19 protein-coding genes are annotated in these 19,685 nt (G+C 72.2%); 12 read left to right on the top strand and 7 right to left on the bottom strand.

Translation table 11 applies throughout. The features are described from left to right. Positions 1-143: 143 nt before the first annotated feature. Genes ABT369_RS54495 through ABT369_RS54515 form a run of 5 tightly spaced genes read left to right on the top strand, consistent with a single transcriptional unit; the run spans position 144 to position 6,591 of the window. A complete protein-coding gene (locus tag ABT369_RS54495) occupies positions 144-1,367 on the top strand; it encodes a sugar ABC transporter substrate-binding protein (RefSeq protein ID WP_350626052.1) in 1,224 nt (407 codons plus the stop codon). Further along, positions 1,368-2,243 (top strand): carbohydrate ABC transporter permease, encoded by an 876-nt coding sequence (locus tag ABT369_RS54500; RefSeq protein WP_350626054.1) that lies wholly within the window; start codon positions 1,368-1,370, stop codon positions 2,241-2,243. Beyond that, positions 2,240-3,043, top strand: a complete 804-nt coding sequence (locus ABT369_RS54505; protein ID WP_350626056.1) for a carbohydrate ABC transporter permease — start codon at positions 2,240-2,242, stop codon at positions 3,041-3,043. The genes ABT369_RS54500 and ABT369_RS54505 overlap by 4 nt, the downstream gene beginning before the upstream one ends. Positions 3,044-3,058: 15 nt before the next feature. After that, a complete protein-coding gene (locus ABT369_RS54510; protein WP_350626058.1) occupies positions 3,059-4,876 on the top strand; it encodes a glycoside hydrolase family 127 protein in 1,818 nt (605 codons plus the stop codon). A gap of 17 nt (positions 4,877-4,893) precedes the next feature. Further along, entirely contained in the window at positions 4,894-6,591 is a 1,698-nt protein-coding gene (locus ABT369_RS54515; RefSeq protein WP_350626060.1) for a CBM35 domain-containing protein, read from the top strand. A 37-nt stretch (positions 6,592-6,628) separates the two neighbouring features. Here ABT369_RS54515 and ABT369_RS54520 read toward each other — a convergent pair whose 3' ends face one another. Then, on the bottom strand, positions 6,629-7,018 hold the full coding sequence (locus ABT369_RS54520; protein ID WP_350626096.1) for a VOC family protein: 390 nt from the start codon (positions 7,016-7,018) through the stop codon (positions 6,629-6,631). Positions 7,019-7,080: 62 nt separating this feature from the next. Between ABT369_RS54520 and ABT369_RS54525 the strand changes: the two genes are divergently transcribed. Further along, positions 7,081-7,518 carry a VOC family protein gene (locus ABT369_RS54525; RefSeq protein WP_350626062.1) on the top strand — a complete coding sequence of 146 codons (438 nt, stop codon included), beginning with the start codon at positions 7,081-7,083 and terminating at the stop codon, positions 7,516-7,518. Between the two features lie 63 nt (positions 7,519-7,581). Beyond that, positions 7,582-8,397 carry a tyrosine-protein phosphatase gene (locus ABT369_RS54530; protein WP_350626064.1) on the top strand — a complete coding sequence of 272 codons (816 nt, stop codon included), beginning with the start codon at positions 7,582-7,584 and terminating at the stop codon, positions 8,395-8,397. A 152-nt stretch (positions 8,398-8,549) separates the two neighbouring features. Here ABT369_RS54530 and ABT369_RS54535 read toward each other — a convergent pair whose 3' ends face one another. Next, the gene (locus ABT369_RS54535; protein ID WP_350626066.1) at positions 8,550-9,200 is read right to left on the bottom strand and encodes a TetR/AcrR family transcriptional regulator; all 651 of its coding nucleotides are present in this window, start codon (positions 9,198-9,200) and stop codon (positions 8,550-8,552) included. A gap of 122 nt (positions 9,201-9,322) precedes the next feature. Between ABT369_RS54535 and ABT369_RS54540 the strand changes: the two genes are divergently transcribed. Further along, positions 9,323-9,742 (top strand): hypothetical protein, encoded by a 420-nt coding sequence (locus tag ABT369_RS54540; protein WP_350626068.1) that lies wholly within the window; start codon positions 9,323-9,325, stop codon positions 9,740-9,742. Beyond that, positions 9,709-9,858: a hypothetical protein gene (locus ABT369_RS54545; RefSeq protein ID WP_350626070.1), complete on the top strand. Its 150-nt coding sequence runs from the start codon at positions 9,709-9,711 to the stop codon at positions 9,856-9,858. The genes ABT369_RS54540 and ABT369_RS54545 overlap by 34 nt, the downstream gene beginning before the upstream one ends. A gap of 201 nt (positions 9,859-10,059) precedes the next feature. Here ABT369_RS54545 and ABT369_RS54550 read toward each other — a convergent pair whose 3' ends face one another. Next, positions 10,060-12,501 carry a glycoside hydrolase family 3 N-terminal domain-containing protein gene (locus tag ABT369_RS54550; protein WP_350626072.1) on the bottom strand — a complete coding sequence of 814 codons (2,442 nt, stop codon included), beginning with the start codon at positions 12,499-12,501 and terminating at the stop codon, positions 10,060-10,062. 70 nt (positions 12,502-12,571) lie between these two features. Continuing rightward, entirely contained in the window at positions 12,572-12,916 is a 345-nt protein-coding gene (locus tag ABT369_RS54555) for a winged helix-turn-helix transcriptional regulator (protein WP_350626074.1), read from the bottom strand. A 16-nt stretch (positions 12,917-12,932) separates the two neighbouring features. Here ABT369_RS54555 and ABT369_RS54560 point away from each other — a divergent pair, with 16 nt between their 5' ends. Further along, positions 12,933-13,844: an alpha/beta hydrolase gene (locus ABT369_RS54560; protein WP_502891952.1), complete on the top strand. Its 912-nt coding sequence runs from the start codon at positions 12,933-12,935 to the stop codon at positions 13,842-13,844. 174 nt (positions 13,845-14,018) lie between these two features. Here the strand turns inward: ABT369_RS54560 and ABT369_RS54565 are convergent, their stop codons facing one another. From ABT369_RS54565 to ABT369_RS54575, 3 genes are read right to left on the bottom strand one after another with little or no spacing between them, the layout of a single operon-like run. Further along, positions 14,019-14,747 carry an ABC transporter permease gene (locus tag ABT369_RS54565; RefSeq protein ID WP_350626078.1) on the bottom strand — a complete coding sequence of 243 codons (729 nt, stop codon included), beginning with the start codon at positions 14,745-14,747 and terminating at the stop codon, positions 14,019-14,021. After that, positions 14,744-16,276: an ABC transporter permease subunit gene (locus tag ABT369_RS54570; RefSeq protein ID WP_350626080.1), complete on the bottom strand. Its 1,533-nt coding sequence runs from the start codon at positions 16,274-16,276 to the stop codon at positions 14,744-14,746. The genes ABT369_RS54565 and ABT369_RS54570 overlap by 4 nt, the downstream gene beginning before the upstream one ends. Further along, complete coding sequence (locus tag ABT369_RS54575) at positions 16,273-17,205, bottom strand: ATP-binding cassette domain-containing protein (protein WP_350626082.1); 933 nt, start codon at positions 17,203-17,205, stop codon at positions 16,273-16,275. The genes ABT369_RS54570 and ABT369_RS54575 overlap by 4 nt, the downstream gene beginning before the upstream one ends. Before the next feature lie 85 nt (positions 17,206-17,290). On the opposite strand from ABT369_RS54575, the gene ABT369_RS54580 reads away from it, so the two are divergent. Next, positions 17,291-17,953, top strand: coding sequence for a response regulator transcription factor (locus tag ABT369_RS54580; protein WP_350626084.1), 663 nt, complete (start codon positions 17,291-17,293; stop codon positions 17,951-17,953). 20 nt (positions 17,954-17,973) lie between these two features. Further along, entirely contained in the window at positions 17,974-19,065 is a 1,092-nt protein-coding gene (locus ABT369_RS54585; protein WP_350626086.1) for a sensor histidine kinase, read from the top strand. Positions 19,066-19,685: the final 620 nt, after the last annotated feature.

The following is a 19,685-nucleotide window of genomic DNA, read 5'->3' on the forward strand; positions in this document are numbered from 1 at the left end:
AGCCCCCAAAACGTTGCCGTGAAAGTTTCCGAGTTTCCTTGCGGTGTGACTGTAACGGCGCCTTGACAGCCCGACAAGCCCCTCCTAACTTCAAGGCAATCGTTTTCCGCGACTTTCCTAACACCCCACCGAGGAAAACCGCCATGACAGTTTCCGTATCCCGAGCCGCGGCCGCTCTCGCATTGTCCGCCTGCGTCCTGGCCGCCTGCTCGACCACGAGCGGCACCCCCGACACCGGGTCGGCCGCCGGCGGCACCTACACGATCTGGGACCCCTACCCGCAGTTCGACGACAGCGCCGACTGGGTCAAGCTGCTGCAGAAGTGCGGCACCGACGCCGGCGTCACCGTCAAGCGCACCGCCTACGACACGAGCGACCTGACGAACAAGGCGCTGCTCGCCGCCCAGCAGAGCAACTCCCCCGACGTGCTCATCGTCGACAACCCGGTGGTGTCGACCCTCGCCGACGCCGGCGTGCTCACCACCACCGAGGAGATGAAGGTCGACACCGCCGCCGTCGAGCCGAACCTCCTCGCGGCCGGGCAGATCGGCGGCAAGACCTACGGCATCCCGATCGGCGCCAACACCCTCGCGCTGTACTACAACAAGGCGGTGCTCACCGCGGCCGGCGTCGACCCGGCGGCGGTGAAGGACTGGGCGTCGCTGACAGCCGCGCTGGGCAAGGTGAAGGCGACCGGCAAGAAGGGCATCACGTTCTCCGCCATCGGTACCGAGGAGGGCAGTTTCCAGTTCCTGCCCTGGTTCTGGGGCGCCGGCGCGAACCTCACCAAGCTCGACTCGCCCGAGGGCGTGTCCTCGCTGCAACTGTGGACGGACTGGCTCAAGAACGGCTACGCGCCCAACTCGGTCATCGGCAACACGCAGACGACGAGCTGGCAGGAGTTCGCGACCGGCCAGTTCGCGTTCGCCGAGAACGGCACGTGGCAGCTGGGCAACGCGAAGAAGACCGGCTTCGAGTACGGCATCATCCCGATTCCCGCGAAGGCCGGCGGCACCGCGCCCGCCCCGACGGGCGGCGAGTTCGTGACGGCGCCGGTGCAGAAGGACGCGGCGCGGTACACCACCACCCAGAAGCTCATCGCGTGCCTCAGCAGCACCGAGAACGCGCTCACCACCGACACGACGCTGTCCTACATCGCGGCGACCGACGCCGTGCAGGCCAAGCAGGTCGCCGCGAACGCCGAGCTGAAGGTCTGGGTCGAGGCGGTCAAGGCCGCCAAGGGCCGCACCAGCGACAACCTCGGCACGAAGTACCCGAAGATCTCCCAGCCGATGTGGACCGCCGTGCAGGCGGCCCTGAGCGGCTCGAAGTCCCCGGCCGACGCCATGGCCGCGGCCGCCAAGTAGATGCACCGGACCCGCGACGGGCGGTGGGCCGCGTGGGCGTTTCTGACGCCCGTCGCGGTCTACCTGCTCGCCTTCTACGCCTACCCGCTGTACCGCAACCTCGACCTGAGCCTGCGCGACTACACCGTGCGCTCCTTCGTGCGCGGCGACGCGCCGTTCATCGGGCTCGGCAACTACGCCACCGTGCTCGGCGACCCTGTGTTCTGGCCGGCGGTCTGGCACACCGCGGCGTTCACCGGCGTCTCGCTGCTGTTCCAGTTCTCCATCGGCATGGCCCTGGCCCTCTTCTTCCACCAGCACTTCCCGCTGTCGGCGACGCTGCGCGCGCTGTTCCTGGTGCCGTGGCTGCTGCCCCTGATCGTCTCGGCGTCGACGTGGTCGTGGATGCTCAACAGCGACTCGGGCATCGTCAACGCGGCCCTGCGCCTGACCGGCGCCGACCCGGTCAACTGGCTCACGTCGCCGGCCTGGTCGCTCGCCTCGGTGACGCTCGCCAACATCTGGATCGGCATCCCGTTCAACCTGGTCGTGGTCTACAGCGGCCTGCAGGCGATGCCGGCCGAGATCTACGAGGCCGCCGCGCTGGACGGGTCCCGGCCCTGGAGCACGTTCTGGCGCATCACCTTCCCGCTGCTGCGGCCGGTCTCGGCGATCACGCTGCTGCTCGGGCTCATCTACACGCTCAAGGTCTTCGACATCATCTGGATCATGACCAAGGGCGGGCCGGCGGACGCGTCCACCACCCTGGCGACCTGGTCCTACCGGCTCGGCTTCGGCAACCTGCTGCCCGCGTTCGGCCCGGGCGCGGCCGTGGGCAACCTGCTCATCGTCGTCGCGATGGTCTTCGGCCTCGTCTACATCAGGACCCAGCGATGAGATTCAAGACCGCGATCGGCGTACTGCTCACCGCCGTCATGCTGTTCCCCGTCTACTGGATGGTGAACGTGTCCCTGACCCGGGACACCGACATGCGCGACGACCCGCCGCACCTGTTCCCGCTGCACGGCACCCTCGAGGGGTACCGCGCGGTCCTCGACCAGCAGCTGCCGTATCTGGGCAACAGCCTGCTCATCGGCCTCGGCACCGTGGCCCTCACGGTCGCCGTGTCGGCACCGGCCGGCTACTCGCTGGCCCGGCTGCGCCCGCCCGGCGCCCGCGTGCTCAGCTTCGTGCTGCTGGTCGCCCAGATGATCCCGAGCATCATCATGGCGATGGGCTTCTACGCCATCTACCTGCGCCTCGGGGTGCTCAACAGCACGGCCGGGCTGATCCTGGCCGACTCGACGATCGCGGTGCCGTTCGGCGTGCTGATCTTCACCGCGTTCATGTCCGGCATCCCGGCGGAGCTGACCGCCGCGGCCCGGGTCGACGGCGCGGGCCCGTGGCGCACCTTCTGGTCGGTGATTCTGCCGGTGAGCCGCAACGCCGTGGTCACCGTGAGCCTGTTCGCGTTCCTGTGGGCGTGGTCGGACTTCGTGTTCGCCACCACCCTGGACGGCGGCGGCACCCAGCAGCCGATCACCCTCGGCATCTACCACTACATCGGCAACAACAACCAGCAGTGGAACGCCATCATGGCCACCGCGGTGGTCGCCTCCATCCCCGCGACGCTGCTGCTCATCGTGGCCCAGCGGTACGTGGCCGCCGGCGTGACCGCCGGCGCGGTCAAAGACTGAGAACAAGGACCCCGCATGCACAACACCTCCCTCGGCCCCGCCGTGCCCACCGACCGGGCGATCAGCGCGCTGCGCCCCCTGCCCGCCGATGCCGTCCGGTTCGACCGCGGCGGCCTGCTCGGCGGCTGGCAGGAGCGCAACCGCGCGGCCACGCTGCCGCACTGCGTCGAGCAGCTGCACGCGCACGGCAACCTCGACAACCTGCGCCGGGTCACGGGCGACTTCGACGGCCCGCACCGGGGCTACTGGTTCGCCGACACCGATGTGCACAAGACGCTCGAGGCCGCGCTGTGGGACGGCGGGTTCGCGGCGTTCGTGGCCGAGACCGCGCAGCTGCTGGCGAAGGTCCAGGACCCCGACGGGTACCTGGTGTCGTACTTCCAGGCCGGCGAGCGGCACCGCCAGTGGGCCGAGCTGCCGTCCAGCCACGAGATGTACACCGCCGGCCACCTCGTGCAGGCGGCGGTCGCCGGGGCCCGCTGCGCCCCGGACGACCCGGCGGCCCAGCAGCTGCTCGGGGTCGCGCGCCGCTTCGCCGACCTGCTCGTCGAGCGCTTCGGGGCCGGCGGCGAGGAGGCGGTGGACGGCCACCCCGAGATCGAGACCGCGCTCGTCGAGCTGTTCCGCGTCACCGGGCACCGGCCCTACCTGGACCTCGCCGCCCTGCTCGTGCAGCGCCGCGGCCACGGGCTGCTGGGCCCGGAGAGCCGGTTCGGCCAGCGCGCCTACTACCAGGACCACGTGCCGGTGCGCGACGCCCCCGATGTCACCGGGCACGTCGTGCGGCAGGTGTACCTCCTCGCCGGCGCCGTCGACGTGGCCGTCGAGACCGGCGACAGCGAGCTGCTGCGGGCCGCCGAGCGCCTATGGGACTCGGCGCTGGAGTCCAAGACCTACCTCACCGGCGGGCAGGGCTCCCGGCACCGCGACGAGGCCTTCGGCGACCCGTACGAGCTGCCGCCGGACCGCGCCTACGCCGAGACGTGCGCCGCGATCGGCTCCTTGCACTGGGCCTGGCGGCTGCTGCTGGCCACCGGCCGGGCCCGCTACGCCGACGAGATGGAGCGGCTGCTGTTCAACGGCATCGCCGGCAGCACGTCGCAGTCCGGCACCGCGTTCTTCTACTCCAACCCGCTGCAGCTGCGCACCGGGCACGACGGCTCGGACGAGGACGCCCCGGGCGCCCGGCTGCCGTGGTACCGCTGCGCCTGCTGCCCGCCGAACCTCGCGCGGCTGATGGCGTCGCTGCACACCTACGCGGCCACCGGCGGCGACCAAGGCCTGCAGCTGCACCTGTACTCCCCCGGCACCTACACCGCCGGCGGCCACACGATCTCCGCGGCCACCGAGTACCCCTGGGACGAGACCGTCGCACTGACGTTCACGGAGGCCACCGGCGACCCCTGGACGCTCACCCTGCGCGTGCCCTCGTGGTGCACCGACGCCCGCGTGACCGTCAACGGCGCGCCACTGTCCTTTGTGGAGGATGGGTGGATCCGTCTCGAACGCGTCTGGAAAGCCGGCGATCGGGTCGAGCTCGTCCTGCCCATGCCGCCCCGGCTCGTGCGCCCTCATCCGCGGGTCGACGCCGTCCGGGGCACCGCCGCCCTCGCCCGCGGCCCGATCGTCTACTGCCTCGAGCACGCCGACGTGCCCGGCCGCTACTTCGAAGACCTCTACCTCGACCCCGAGGCCCCGATCGAGCTCAGGCGCGACCACCCGCTCGCCCCGGTCGCGCTGTCCGTTCGGGACTTTGCGGCCTTCATCCCCTATTTCCTGTGGGCCAACCGCGGCCCCGGACCCATGCGGGTCTGGATTCCGCTCATCCCATAACACCCCGAGGTGATGCAGTGCGCATCCGAACAGCCGCCGCCACGGCGATCCTGACCACTCTCGTCACCACCGGCGTCTTCGCCGGCCCGGCCCACGCGGCCGGCAACACCCTCACCGTCAACGTCGGCACCGTCGTGCGGCCCGTCACCCAGGTGGCGTCGGGCGGTCTCTACGGCGTCGACACCGGCACCAAGCCGCCGCTGGCCCAGCTGTACCCGCTGCGGATGAACCACTTCACCCAGCCCCCGCCCGGCGGGCAGCAGCTCGGCAACGGCGCCACCCAGCCCTGCTGCGACGGCCTGCAGGTCGCGGGCAAGGTGACCAGCGCCGGCGCGCGGCAGTTCTACCGGCTGCCGGACATCTACCCGAACTTCCCGTACCGCTGGGTGAGCTGGGCGGACTGGGAGTCGAAGGTCCGCACCATGGTGCAGGCGCGGGTCAACGCGACCGGCGTGACCAACGTCGACGGCTACGAGCTGTGGAACGAGCCCGACTGGACGTGGAACACCGCCTCGGCGGGCTCGTTCAACGCCGGCTGGACCCGCACCTTCCAGCTCGTGCGGTCGCTGGACTCGGTGACCCCCATCGTCGGGCCGAGCCACTCGATCTACAACCACGGCTGGATGGTGGACTTCCTCACCAACGCGAAGAACACGAACACGGTGCCGGACGTGATCGTCTGGCACGAGCTGGACAACGACAGCTACCTCAACGTCGGCGCGCACGTGGCCGACTACCGGGCGATCGAGTCGTCGCTGGGCATCTCCCCGCGGCCGATCTCGATCAACGAGTACGCCTCGCCGAGCCAGGTCGACATCCCGAGCGTGGCCGTGCGCTACATGGCGGTCTTCGAGCGCTACGGCATCCGCGACGCCGAGCGCGCGTACTGGTACGAGGCCGGCACGCTCAACGGGCTGCTCTACAACAACGCGCCGACGGCGTCCTACTGGGCCTACAAGTGGTACGGCGACATGGCCGGCAACATCGTGCAGACGGTGCCGGGCTCCTGGCTGGAGGGGGTCGCCGCCTACGACCCGACCCGCAAGTTCGTCAACGTCGTCTTCGGCGGCGACAGCGGCGCCAACACCGTGCGCGTCACCGGCCTGGGCGCGCTCGGCTCCCAGGTGCGGGTGACGCTCTCGCGCACGGGCACCACCGGCCGCACCACCAACCAGAGCGCGCCGACGACGGTGTCCACCGCCACATACACCGTCTCCGGCGGCGCGATCAGCGTGCCGGTGAGCGGGATGGACGCGTGGGCGGCCTACCAGCTGCTCATCACGCCCACGTCGGGGATCGCGACCTGGCAGCAGCGGTACGAGGCCGAGAACGCGGCGGTCGTCAACGCCAACCGGTTCTCGTCCTCCTCGGCGTCGGCGGGTGGCTACGTCGGGCAGATCGACGGCTCGGCCAACAGCCGCAACGACGCGTTCGTGGACTTCATCGTCAACGTCCCGCAGACCCGGTCGTACACGATGAACATCCGCTACGCGAACGGGACGGGCGCGACCGCGACACAGGGCCTGGCGTACAACGGCGGCGGCTGGTCGACCGTCAGCTACCCGGCGACGGGCGCGTGGGGCTCCTTCGGCGCGTCCGTGAACGTGTCGGTCTCGCTCAACGCGGGGTACAACACCATCCGCCTCGCGAAGGGTGCGCCGTCCTTCGCGGGCGGCACCGGCTACGCCGAGCTGGACGCGATCACGCTGTCGTGAGGTGCCGGGCGCTCCGGCTCCCCACCGGAGCGCCCGTTCACTTCTGGGCCGCGATCTGGATCAGGTTGCCGCAGGTGTCGTCGAACACCGCGGTGGTCACGGGCCCCATGTCGGTCGGCGGCTGGGTGAACACCACGCCGGCGGCGACCAGCCGGTCGTATTCGGCCTGGACGTCCTCGACCGCGAAGGACGTCCACGGGATGCCGTCGCTGACGAGGGCCTCGCGGAACGGCGCGACGGCCGGGTGCCCGGACGGCTCGAGGACCAGCTCGACGCCGTCGGGCTGGTCGGCGGAGACGACGGTGAGCCAGCTGACGCCGCCGCCCATGGGGATGTCGGTCTTCTTCACGAAGCCGAGGATTTCGGTGTAGAAGCGCAGGGCCGCGGCCTGGTCGGTCACGAACACGCTCGCCAGGTTGATTCGGATCGTCACCCCGACAGCATAGGCAAGTCGCGGCTTGCCTATCAAGCCCGGCACACTTCCGATGTATGACGACGCCGTTCACCCTGACGTTCGACTGCGCCGCGCCGGGCGCGCTGGCCGCCTTCTGGTGCGAGGCCCTCGGCTACGTCCCGGCCGCCCCGCCCGCCGGGTTCGACAGCTGGGAGCAGTGGCTGATCCGCTTCGAGGTGCCCGAGGACGAGTGGGACGACGGCGCCGCGATCGAGGACCCGAGCGGCGCCGGCCCGCGGATCTCGTTCCTGAAGGTGCCGGAGCCGAAGACCGCGAAGAACCGCATCCACCTCGACGTGCAGGTCGGCGGCGGCCGGGCGACCCAGTGGGAGGAGCGCTGGCCCAAGGTCCGGGCGAAGGCCGACCGGCTGATCGCGGCCGGCGCGACCGAGCAGGCCGTGTTCGACCTCGAGGGCCGCCCCGACCATGTCGTGCTCCTCGACCCGGAGGGCAACGAGCTCTGCGTCGTGTGAACGTCATCCGCCCGTACCCCCGGCGATAGACGCCCGTCACTGCCAAGGTCGAGGGTCAGGTCCATGACGATCACTCGCCGGGCCTCCCTGGCCCTCGCGGCGGCGCTGCTGGCCGGCGCCGCCATCGCCACGCCGGCACAGGCCGCGCCCGCGGCGACCTGGGAACGGTCGCTCGGCCTGGCCAACGCCACCAACTTCCGCGACGTGGGCGGCTACGCCACCGCCGACGGGCGCACCGTGCGCACCGGCGTGGTGTTCCGCTCCAACAAGCTGGCCAATCTCACCGCCGCCGAGTGGCAGGCCGTCGTCGCCCACGGGATCACCCGCGACGTCGACCTGCGCAACGCGGTCGAGCGCTCCGACGAGCCGGACCACGCCCCGGCCGGGGTTGCCTACCAGGTCGCCGACGTCGCCTCGCTCAGCCACGGCATCCGCTTCCACGACAACGCGGCGCTGACCCTGGCGGCGGCGATCGCGGCCGGGCTGCTCTCGGGCTCCTCCGACCTCGGCCAGTCGATCGGCTACCCGTTCATGGTGAACTTCGTCGGCGCCGACTACGCCTTCCGCGACACGCTGCGCGCGGTCGCGACCAACACCTCGGGCGGGGTGGTGTACCACTGCTCGGCCGGCAAGGACCGCACCGGCTGGGCCACGGCGGTGCTGCTGACCCTGCTGGGCGTGCCGATGGCGACGGTCGAGGCCGACTTCCTGCTGAGCAACACCTACCTGGGCCGCTCGGACGCGGTGCAGGTGGCCTGGCTGCGGGCCGCCTTCGCCGAGATGAACCACATCTACGGCGGCTTCAACGCGTACCTGCACAGCGGCCTCATGCTCACCGACGCCGACATCGCCGCCATCAAGGCGCGCCTGCTCGTCTGAGTTCAGCCGCGCACGGAAGGGCTTCTGGGCCTCGATCGACATCGGCCCACGGACCCGTCGCATGGGCGTGTTCGGCGGCCCGCGAGCTATAGGAAACCGCGTCCCAGGGGCCGGATCATGGCCGTTGTCCACTGTGAACCTCCAGGCCGGGGTCAGCCCGTCGCGAGACCGCAGATGGAGAGGCCCTTCTCCAGGAGGTCGAACGCTGTCCTGGCCGCGGCGGTGGCACTTTCGTAGATGTCGTCGGGGTTCTCGCCGGCGAGGATCCGCCGCAGGTTGTCGCCGACGAGGGTCTGCTGGACGACCAGCACCTGCCGGGCGGCAACCCGCGGCACGATGCCGCCGGGATCCGCGCCGATGGCCTCGGCGATCGCCGAGGCCAGGCTCTCCTCACTGCGCCACAGCTGCACGGTCATGCCCAGCCTGAGATTCTGCGTGGAGTGGATCATCCGCTGGAACACCAGATAGTCCTCGTCGTTGCACAGCCCGGTGGAGGCGTCGCGCTCGGCGAGGCCGGCCAGGAAGTGCGCGCGCAGCGCGCCCAGCGGGGACTGCCCCGGCGGCCGGGTCCGGACGATCTTCGCGGTCTCCTCGAAGTGGTCCCGGCTCTGATAGAGGACCAGATCCTCCTTGGCCGGGAAGTAGTGGAACACCGTCATCTTGGACACTTCCGCGGCCTGCGCCACCTGGGCGACCGAGACCTGGTCGTATCCGTTCTGGAGGAACAGCGTGATGGCCGCCCTGGAGATGGCCTCGCGCGTGCGCTGCTTCTTGCGCTCGCGGAGCCCCATCACCTCAGCCATGCGCAGCATCCTACCAACCGGCCTTAACCGATCACAAAAATAGATTTCTCCTACTTATTGCCCGATCATAAGTTTCGCCCCATCCCTCTGTTCATGGCGGAACACCGATCTGGAGGGAACCCATGAGCGGCGGAGGCGGCGGAGCCGGGGGAGGCAGCGCGAAAGCGCTCTATGGCGCCGTGTTGATCGCGGGCGCCGCGGCCGGGCTACTGCTGGTGGCCGACTGGGGCGGCAAGAAGTACCCGTGGAGCTCCGGCACGATCATCCTGCTCGGCGCCGGCGGCCTGCTCCTGCTCGGCGGGTTCGTCTGGCGAGTGCTGACCGCGGCGGATCCGTTGCTGCCGTTGCGGTTGCTGCGCCATCCGGTACTGCGAGTGATGATGCCGGTGTCGTTGTCCACCGGGATGGGTATCGCGGGCGGCCTGTGCTACATCGGCGGCTACCTGCAGGTCGGCCGCGGCCTGACCGCCGGCCAATCACGTCGCCGCGGTTCAATCAGCAGCTCGGTGTGGCGCTCGGGTTCGCGCTGTTCAGCACGGTGATGACGCGGTTGCTGTCGGCCAATCTCACCGGCGCCGCCGGTGCGGCGAACAACAACGGCGAGCTGAACACCGCGATCCTCGCGGCGCTCCCGCCAGCCAGCAGCACGCAGCGGTGACGACGTCCATCGCGGACCGGACCCGTCGCCGACCAGACGCCAGAGGTGCGAATAGGCGTCGAAGGCCGCTTCGGGCCCAGCGGGTCACCCGCCCGCAGTCGGCGAACTCCAGCGCCGCCCATGGCGCTCGGTCGGCGAGCTCCCCGATCCGAGCGCCCACGAGCCGCGAGCCCACGAGCCGCGAGCCCACGAGCCGCGAGCCTACGAGACGGTGCAGGCGGCGCCGTTCACGGTGAAGGACGCCGGGCGCGGGTTGGCGCCGGTATAGGTCGCGTTGAAGCCGGCCGACTGCGACGCGCCCGGGGCCAGCGTGCCGTTCCACGCCTCGCTCTTCGCGGTCACCGCCGCGCCCGACTGCGTCCACGTGGCCGACCAGCCCTGGGACACCTTCTGGTTGCCCGGGAACGTGAAGCCCAGCGTCCAGCCGTTGATCGTGGAGCTGCCCGCGTTCTTCACCGACACGGTGCCGGTGAAGCCGCCGCCCCAGTCGTTCACGGAGTACGTCACGGCGCACGCGGCCGACGGCGGCGGCGTGCTCGTCGGCGGCGGCGTGGTCGTGGCCGGCGGGGTGGTCACCGTCGCCGCGGCCGAGGCCGGGCCCGTGCGGCCCGCCGAGTCGACCGCCACCACGGTGTAGGACGTGGTCGTGGTCGGGGTCAGGCCGGTCAGCTGGTAGGCGGTCGACGCGACCGTGGCCAGCAGCGTGTCGCCGCGGTAGACGCGGTAGGACGCCGCGGCCGTGCCCGTCGCCGGGGCGGTCCACGTCAGCGTGGCCGAGGTGCTGGTCACGGCCGAGACCGTGGGGGTGCCCGGCTGGCCCGGCGCGCTCGGCGGCGGCGTCGTGGCATACGTCAGGCCGTAGCCGTAGGCGAACAGCGGGGTCTTGCCGTCGCCGTCGTTGATCGGCTCCTGCGACGCCGACTGCATCCACGTCATCGGCAGCTTGCCCGTCGGGGCGTAGTCGCCGAAGAGCACGTCGGCCACGCCGGCGCCCTCGGTGCCGGGCAGCCACGCGGCGACCAGGCCGCTCCAGTCCGGCAGCTGCGCGGCGATGTCCAGCGGGCGGCCGGAGACCAGCACGACCACCACGGGCACGCCGGAGGCCTTGAGGGTGTTGAGGGTCGCGAGGTCGGTCGCGTCGAGACCGAGCGAGTTCGGGCGGTCGCCCTGGCCCTCGGCGTAGGGCGTCTCCCCGATCACCGCGACGGCGACGTTGTAGCTGCGGTCGATGCCGGATCCCGACGCGTTGTACGTCACCGTCGCCGACGACCCGGCCGAGGCGCGAATGCCCTGCAGGATCGTGGTGCCCGGCGTCGTGTTGCCGGACGCGCCCTGCCAGCTGACCGTCCAGCCACCGCTCTGCAGCCCGATGTTGTCGGCGCTCTTGCCGGCCACGAAGATCTTGCCGCTCCTGGCCAGCGGCAGCACCCCGGTGTTCTTGAGCAGCACCTGCGACTCGCGCACGGCCTGCCGGGCGACGGTGCGGTGCGCGGCGTTGCCGACGGTGCCGGTCAGCGTCCGGTCGGCGAACGGGTGCTCGAAGAGCCCGAACTCGAACTTCTTCGTGAGGATCCGGCGCACCGCGTCGTCGATGCGGGCCGTGGTGACCCGCCCGGCCTGGACCTCGCCGCGCAGGACGTCGATGAACTGCTTCCACGCGCTCGTCACCATCACCATGTCGATGCCCGCGTTGACCGCCCGGCGGACCTCGGAGGCGGTGAAGCCCTCGCCGCCCTCGATCTGGTCGATGCCGTTCCAGTCGGACACGACGAACCCGTCGAAGCCCAGCTCGCCCTTCAGCACGCCGTTGAGCAGGTAGTCGTTGCCGTGCAGCTTCTGCCCGTTGAACGAGGAGAACGAGACCATCACCGAGGCCACGTGCCGGCGGATCGCCTCCTGGAACGGCGGCAGGTGCACGGCCCGCAGCTCGGCCTCGGAGATCTGGGTGTCGCCCTGGTCGACGCCGCCGGTGGTGCCGCCGTCGCCGACGTAGTGCTTGGCCGTCGCGAGCACGCCGCCGGACTGGTATCCGTCGATGATCGTCGCCATCGACACGGGCAGCTCGGGCTTCTCCCCGAACGACTCGTAGGTGCGGCCCCAGCGGTCGTTGCGGGCCACGCACACGCAGGGCGAGAACGTCCAGTGCACCCCGGTGCCCTTGACCTCGTCGGCCGTGGCCCGGCCGACCTGCTGGGCCAGCGCGGGGTCGCGGGTGGCGCCGAGGCCGATGTTGTGCGGGAAGATCGTCGCGCCGACGACGTTGTTGTGCCCGTGCACCGCGTCCGACCCGTAGAGGATCGGGATCTTCAGCGGGGTGGCGAGGGCGCCGCGCTGGAAGGCGTCGGTCATGTCGGCCCAGGCGCTCGCGGTGTTCGGCGAGGGAGCGGAGCCGCCGCCGGACAGGATCGAGCCGAGCCGGTAGTTGGTGACGTCGGCGGCGGACGCGGAGCCGCGCTCGGCCTGGGTCATCTGCCCGAGCTTCTCGTCGAGGCTCATCCGCGACATCAGGTCCGCGACCCGCTGCGCGACGGGCAGGCTCGGGTCGAGATAAGGCTCGGCGGCCGCGGCCGGCAGCACGCCGACGAGCGTGGCGGCGGCGGCCGAGGCGGCGGCGAGGGCGGCGATGAGGGCGGGGCGGCGCATGCCCCGGACCTTAGGCTGGGGGTACGACAGTTTTCCGCCGGTCGATGGGACGGGGACCTGAACGTGCAGCTCAGGGCGATGGTGACGGTGTAACATTCATCGACGCCCAGTCGCAGATGGCCTGCAGCGGCCCCTCGAGCGTCTTGCCGAGCGGGCTGAGGGCGTATTCCACGTGCTGCGGCGCGGCCTCCCTGAGCACCCGCCGCTCGACCAGCCCGTCGGCCTCCATGCCGCGCAAGGTCTCGGTCAGCACCTTCTGCGTGATGCCGGGGACGCGCCGGCGCAGCTCCGCGTGCCGCTGCGGCCCCGCGGCCAGGGCGTAGATGAGCAGGACGCGCCACTTGGCGGCGAGCCGCTCGAGGGCCTGCCGCGTCGCGCACGTCTCGTCGAGGACGTCGGGGATCACCAGCGCCATCGGTCCTCCGGCCGGCATGGGCACCGCAAAGTGCCTTCTTCATCGGTACCGCCGGCAAGCCTATCGTCGCCCCATGGCAGTACACCTTGAAGCACTTGCATTTGTCAGTGAAGGCATAGCGCTCAGCGGGCACCTGCGCATCCCCCGCGGCGGCCGCGCGCTTCCGGCCCTCGCGGTCACCGGCCCGTTCACCGGGGTCAAGGAGCAGGTCGCGGGCACGTACGCGCAGCGGCTCGCCGAGGCCGGGTTCGTCACGCTCGCCTTCGACCACCGCGGCTTCGGGGCCAGCGGCGGCCGGCGAGGTCACGAGGACACCCAGGGCAAGCTCGCCGACCTGCGCGCCGCGGTCTCCGCGCTCGCCGCCCACCCGGCCGTCGACCCGGACCGCATCGGGCTGCTGGGCGTGTGTCTCGGCGGCGGCTACGCGGTGCGGGCGGCGGCCCAGGACCCGCGCGTGCGGGCGGTCGCCGGGATCGCGGGCGGCTACAACAGCCCCGAGCTCTCCGACGGCTACCGCGCCGCCCTGCGCACCTTCGTCGAGCGCTACGACGAGCTCATCCCGGCCGTGGCGGAGGACGGCGGGGAGGCGGCCATGGGCGGCGACGAGCCGTGGGCCTACTACGGCACCGCCCGCTCAGCCGCCCCGACGTGGGAGAACCGGGTGACCCGCGGCTCGCTGCACAGCCTGATGACGTTCGACGCACTCGGCGCCGCGCCGCTGCTGGGCCGCACCCCGCTGCTGGTCGTGCACGGCAAGGTCGACGCCTACTGCTCCCCGGACCTCGCCGCCCGCCTGTTCGAGCGGGCTGCGGGTCCGAAGCGCATCGAGTGGCTCGACTGCGAGCGGCACATCGACCTGTACGACAACGAGCCCCAGGTCGCCCACGCGGCGAAGACGACCGCCGACTTCTTCGCCGAGCACCTTTAGGCCCTGTCATGTCGTATCCGGGCCTTTCGTAGCGGGGCCTTCGCGGGGTGCGCGCGGGCGGCATGAGCGGCAGGACGGGGCGGCCTTACGCATCGCGGCGCACCAGGAGCAGCCAGCCAAGCACCGTTACGCCCCGCCCCGGTCGATCGCGCCGGCGCCATCGCAGAATGCGGCCTACGCATCGCGGCGCACCAGGAGCAGCCAGCCGAGCACCAGCGCGCCCAGCGCCCACAGCCCCAGCACCCCGAGCCCGGCCCAGGGCCCGATCGGCAGCGAAGCCAGGTCCTTCGTGGCCTGCACCGCGGTGCCGGCGGTCCCCGGGCCGAGCTGGTCGAGCCGCCGCGACCACGCCTTGTCGGTCACCGCGCGGGCGACGATCGGCCACGCGTACAGCAGCGCCAGCACGATCCCGGCCGCGCCCGCCGGACTGCGCACCGCCGCGGCCAGGCCGAGCCCGAGCAGCGCGACGAGCTCGAGATACAGCACCGACCCGACCACCGGCCGCCACACGAACGCGTGCGCGGGCAGCAGCGCCCGGCCCGCCAGCACCGACCCGGCGACGCCGGCGACCGCCGCGACCGAGGTGGTCGCGAGCAGCACCAGCGCCTTGGCCGCCAGCAGCCGGGTGCGCCCGGGCACGGCGGCGAGACTGACCCGCATCATGCCGGTGGTGTACTCGTTGCCGATCACCAGCGCCGCCAGGATCGCGACCACGGCCTGCCCGAGCTGCACCCCGGTCAGCGAGACCTTCGGCAGGTCGGCGGTGCAGCCGGCCCGGCACGACACCGCCACGGCGGCGAGGGCGCTCAGCGCGATCGTGGCCGCCGCGACCCCCACCAGCAGCCACCAGCTGCCAGGCGACGTGCGCAGCTTCGTCCACTCGGCGTGCAGGGCGGTCCTCATGCGTCCCTCCGCCGCAGCCGGTACCCCGCGCCGCCGAGCACTACCGCGACCCACACGGCGAGGACGGCCAGCCCGCCCCACGCCGGCAGCGGGAAGTACCCGTCCGCGGGCGAGTAGATGTTGTCGACCTGGTCCCAGCGCGGCTCGCTCTGCTGCAGCGCGAACGCCGCGGCCGGTGTCACCCGAAGCAGCCAGTCGCTCGCGCGCAGCGGCAGCACCGTGACCGACAGCAGATACGGCAGCACGATCACGACGATCGAGACGGTGACCGCGGTGACGCCCTTGCGCAGCAGCGCCCCGAACCCGGCCGCGAGCGCCGCGCACAGGGCCAGCAGCAGCGCGGTGCCGGCCACGACCCGCACCTGTGTCGCCGCCGAGGCGTACGCGACCGCGGCCCCGTTGCCGCGCAGCACCCGCGGGCCGAAGGCGACCACGACCGCGGCCGCGGCCAGCCCGAGCCCGAACACGGCGCCGCCGAGCACGAGGGCCTTGGCGGTGAGCAGGTGCAGCCGGCGCGGGGCGGCCGCGAGCGAGGTGCGGATCAGGCCGCGACGGTACTCCCCCGCGACGAACACCGCCCCGACCACCACCACGAACATCAGCCCGAGGAAGGTCCCGACGAGCGTCTGGCTGATCGTCACGCTGCCCCCGGCCGCGCCCGAGACGGCGGGCGCGATGTCCCCGGAGCCGGTCACCGTCCAGCCGTCCGCGGTCGGCGCGGCGCCCGTCTGCGGCCCCTCCGAACGAGCCCGCGCGCCGTCCGGCGCACCGGTTCCGGCCGGCTCCGGCGCCGCACCGCCGGGCGGGCCCTCCCAGTCCGCCGAGAAGGTGCCGGTCGTCACCGGATGCTCGAACGTGCCGGTGGCGGTGCTCGGCGCGCCGGAGACGCCGGAGAGCACGACGGACTCGTTGACCTGCTCGGAGTATTGCGGCGAGGTCGCGAACATCCCGGCCGTGACGGTCGCCGGCAGCCCCGGCAGCCGGGCCGAGCCGACCGCCACCCACGCCGTGCCGTCGGCGGACTTCTCGGCCGTGACGGTGTCACCGGCGCGGGTCAGGCGCAGCCACACCGGCTGCGGCTTGACCTTCGCGCCGGCGTCGACGCCCTCGTCGTGCACGTAGTTCCACTGCAGCCGCACCCCGTGCTCGCCGGTCAGCATCACCGCCGCGTACGCGGAACCGGCCTTCGTGCCGTCCTTGATCATCAGGCCGGCCTTGGCCCACGGCGCGAGCCCGTCGCGCGTCTGCGCGCCGTCGAACGCCGGCAGCCGCCCGGTGAGGTCCGCGACCCGGGCGGTGATGCTGCCGTCGCCGGTGAGGGTGCGGTGCACGTAGGTGAACTGGTCGGCGACCGCCTGCCCCTCGGGCCCGTGCGCCGGGGTGCAGTCGGAGACGTCGCAGGAGCCGCCGCGGCTGGGCGTGAGGCCGAGCGCGAGGATGACCGCGGCCCCGGCGAGCAGGCCGAGCACCCAGCCGCGCACGGTGCGCAGCTTCGTCCACTCGGCGTGCAGGACGCGTGCGAAGGTCATCGTGCCTCCCCGGGGGCGGCGGCGCGGAACTCGACCGCGTCGCGGGTCAGGTCGAGGTAGGCGTCCTCGAGCGTGGCGCGGTGCGCGGAGACCTCGGAGAACGGCACGCCCGCCGCGGTCAGCCGCGCGATGACCTCCTCGGCGGCCGCTCCGGTGACCGTGAGCGTGCCGTCGCCGTTGGGCAGGACGGATTCGGCGTGCTCACGCAGTACGGCCGAAGCCCGGTCGATCGCGGAGGAGCGCACGACGATCCTCCCGTTGGCGGCCCCGGCCAGCAGCTCGGCCACTGCGGCGTCGGCGATGACGCGCCCGCGGCCGACCACGACCACGTGGTCCGCGGTCCCCTGCAGCTCACTCATGAGGTGGCTGGAGACGAGCACCGCCCGGCCCTCGCGGGCCAGGTCGCGCAGGAATGTGCGCATCCAGATGATGCCCTCGGGGTCCATCCCGTTGAACGGCTCGTCGAGCATCAGCGCGGGCGGGTCGCCGAGCAGCGCCGCGGCGATCCCGAGGCGCTGGCGCATGCCGAGGCTGAAGCCGCCGGCCCGCCGCCGTCCGACGCCGCCGAGGCCGGCCAGTTCCAGCACCTCGTCGGCGCGGCGGCCCGGCAGGCCCTGCGAGTGGGCGAGCCAGAGCAGATGGTTGCGGGCGGTCCGGCCCGGCTGCAGGGCAGCGGCGTCCAGCAGCGAGCCGAGGTGGCACAGGGGCCGGGCAAGGCCCCGATACGGCCGCCCGCCGACGAGCGCGCGTCCCTCCTCGGCCGCGTCGAGCCCGAGGATCACCCGCATGGTGGTCGACTTCCCGGCCCCGTTCGGCCCGACGAACCCGGTGACGCGCCCGGGCCGCACGGTGAAGGTCATGCCGTCGAGGGCCAGGGTGGGGCCGAACCGCTTGCGCAGCCCGTCGACGGTGATGGTGGCGTCATGCATGGTTCGGTTCTACGCGGCGGGCGGTGGCAGCCCGGTGTCGTCGGCTGTCACCGCGTTGACACCGGCGGCCTGGCATCGTGGACGCATGCGCGTGCTCGTCGTGGAAGACTTCGAGATCCTGGCCCGGACCATCGGCACCGGCCTGCGCCGCGAGGGCCTGGCCGTGGACGTGGTCCTCGACGGGGCGGAGGCGCTGGAGAAGCTGGCGGTGACGCGGTATGACGTCGTCATCCTCGACCGCGACCTGCCCGGCGTCGCCGGCGACACGGTGTGCCGGCACATCGTCGAGCGCCATCAGGCCAGCCGGGTGCTGATGCTCACCGCCGCGGGCACCGTCCGCGACCGCATCCAGGGCCTCGGCCTCGGCGCCGACGACTACCTGCCCAAGCCGTTCGACTTCGACGAGCTCGTGGCCCGCATCCGCGCCCTCGCCCGCCGCCCGACCACGGCGCTGCCGCCGGTGCTGACCGTCGGCGACCTGACCCTGGACCCGGCCCGGCACGCCGCCACCCGCGACGGGCGGCGGCTGGAGCTGAGCCCGAAGGAGTTCGGTGTGCTGGAGTGCCTGATGGCCGCGGGCGGCCGCCCGGTGTCCGCGGAGGAGCTGCTCGAGCGCGTCTGGGACGAGGCTGCCGACCCGTTCACGACCGCGGTGAAGACGACGGTCCGGCGGCTGCGGGGGCGCCTGGGCGACCCGCCCGTCATCCACACCGTGCGCGAGGCCGGCTATCGGGTCGGTCCGGCATGAGGTGGCGCATAGAGTGGCTCATGAACTGGCTGATGAACTGGCTTACGAACTGGCGCATGAACTGGCGCTGGACGGTCCGCCGCCAGCTGACGTTCCTCTACGCGGGTCCCTTCCTGGTGTCCGGCCTCGTGCTCCTGCTCATCCCGCTGCTCGGGACGAGGGTGTCGTCGCCGGTCGGCGATGGTCAGGCCCCGCTGGGCGGCATCGAGTCGGAGCAGACTCCCGCGTTCATCAAGCTCGTGGTGTTCTCGATGTTCTCCATGCTGGTCATCGCAGTCGTCCTCGGCTGGCAGGTCTCCGGCCTCTTCCTGCGCCCGCTGCGAATCATGATCGACACCGCCCGGGACATCTCCGCCACGAACCTGCATCGCCGGCTCGGCGAGATGGGCCGCAGCGACGAGTTCGCCGAGCTGGCCGAGACCCTCGACGACCTGTTCGCCCGCCTCGAGGCGTCCTTCGCGGCCCAGCGCCGTTTCGTCGCGAACGCCTCGCACGAGCTGCGCACACCGCTGACCGCCCAGCGCGCCCTGCTCCAGGTGACCCTCGCCGATCCCGAGGCCTCCCCCGCCGACCTGCGTGCGGCCGCCCGCGAGGTGCTGACGCTCGGCGAGTCCCAGGCGAGGCTGATCGACTCGCTGCTGACCCTGGCGACGGGCGAGCAGGGCGTGGAGGACGCGCTGCCGCTGGACCTGGCCGAGGTGGCCCGCCGCGTCCTGGCCGACCGCCCGCTCGAGGGTCTGACGCTGACCACGAGCCTGGACGCGGCCCCGGCGAAGGGCGCCGCGGACCTGGTGGAGAGCCTGGTCGCGAACCTCGTCGACAACGCCGCGAAGCACAACGTGCCGGGCGGCACGGTGACGGTCACGACCGGCGTGACCGGCCGCCGCGCGACGCTGAGCGTGCAGAACACGGGCCCCGTCGTGCCGGAGGATGAGCTGGACCGCCTCTTCCAGCCGTTCCAGCGCCTCGGCGCCCAGCGCGTTCGCACCACGAAGGACGGCTACGGCCTCGGACTGGCCATCGTCCGGGCCATCGCGAACGCCCACCACGCCGACCTGACCGCGACCGCACCACCCGGCGGCGGCCTCCAAGTCACCGTCACGTTCCCATGAGCCCGCCCAGCCCGATCGACCAACCAGACGCCACCGCGACCGCACTGCCCGGCGAGGGCCTCCGAGTCACCGTCGCGCTCATGTGAGGTCGTCCAGTCCGATCGAGAAGCAGGCGCCGCGCTCGAACGTGTGCAGGTCGCCTCTGCCGGCCAGCAGGCTCAGGCGGCCGATCTCAAGGCTGTCCGGCCGGACCAGCCGTCGTGGACGGTGATGAGCCGCCGCCCGGGCTCGTCGTGCGCCCGCACCGCGAGCGCGCGGCCGTCGGGCCCGACGCCGAACGCCTCGGGCTCGCGGCCCGCCGCATTGGCACGACGGGCAGGCGCAGCACCTCGAGGCGCCGCTCCACCCTTCGGCGATCCCGGGCGGCGGTGGCGCTCACGCGGGCGTCACGTATCCCGCCAGGTGCTCGCCCGTGAGCGTGGAGCGGGCCTTGACCAGATCGGTCGGAGTGCCCCCGAAGACGACCGCGCCAGTGGCGCCGCTCACGCGGGCGTCACGTACCCCGCCAGGTGCTCGCCCGTAAGCGTGGAGCGGGCCTTGACCAGATCGGCCGGAGTGCCCTCGAAGACGACCGCGCCAGTGGCGCCGCTCACGCGGGCGTCACGTACCCCGCCAGGTGC

The organism is Dactylosporangium sp. NPDC000244, from assembly GCF_040300725.1.
GTDB lineage: Bacteria > Actinomycetota > Actinomycetes > Mycobacteriales > Micromonosporaceae > Dactylosporangium.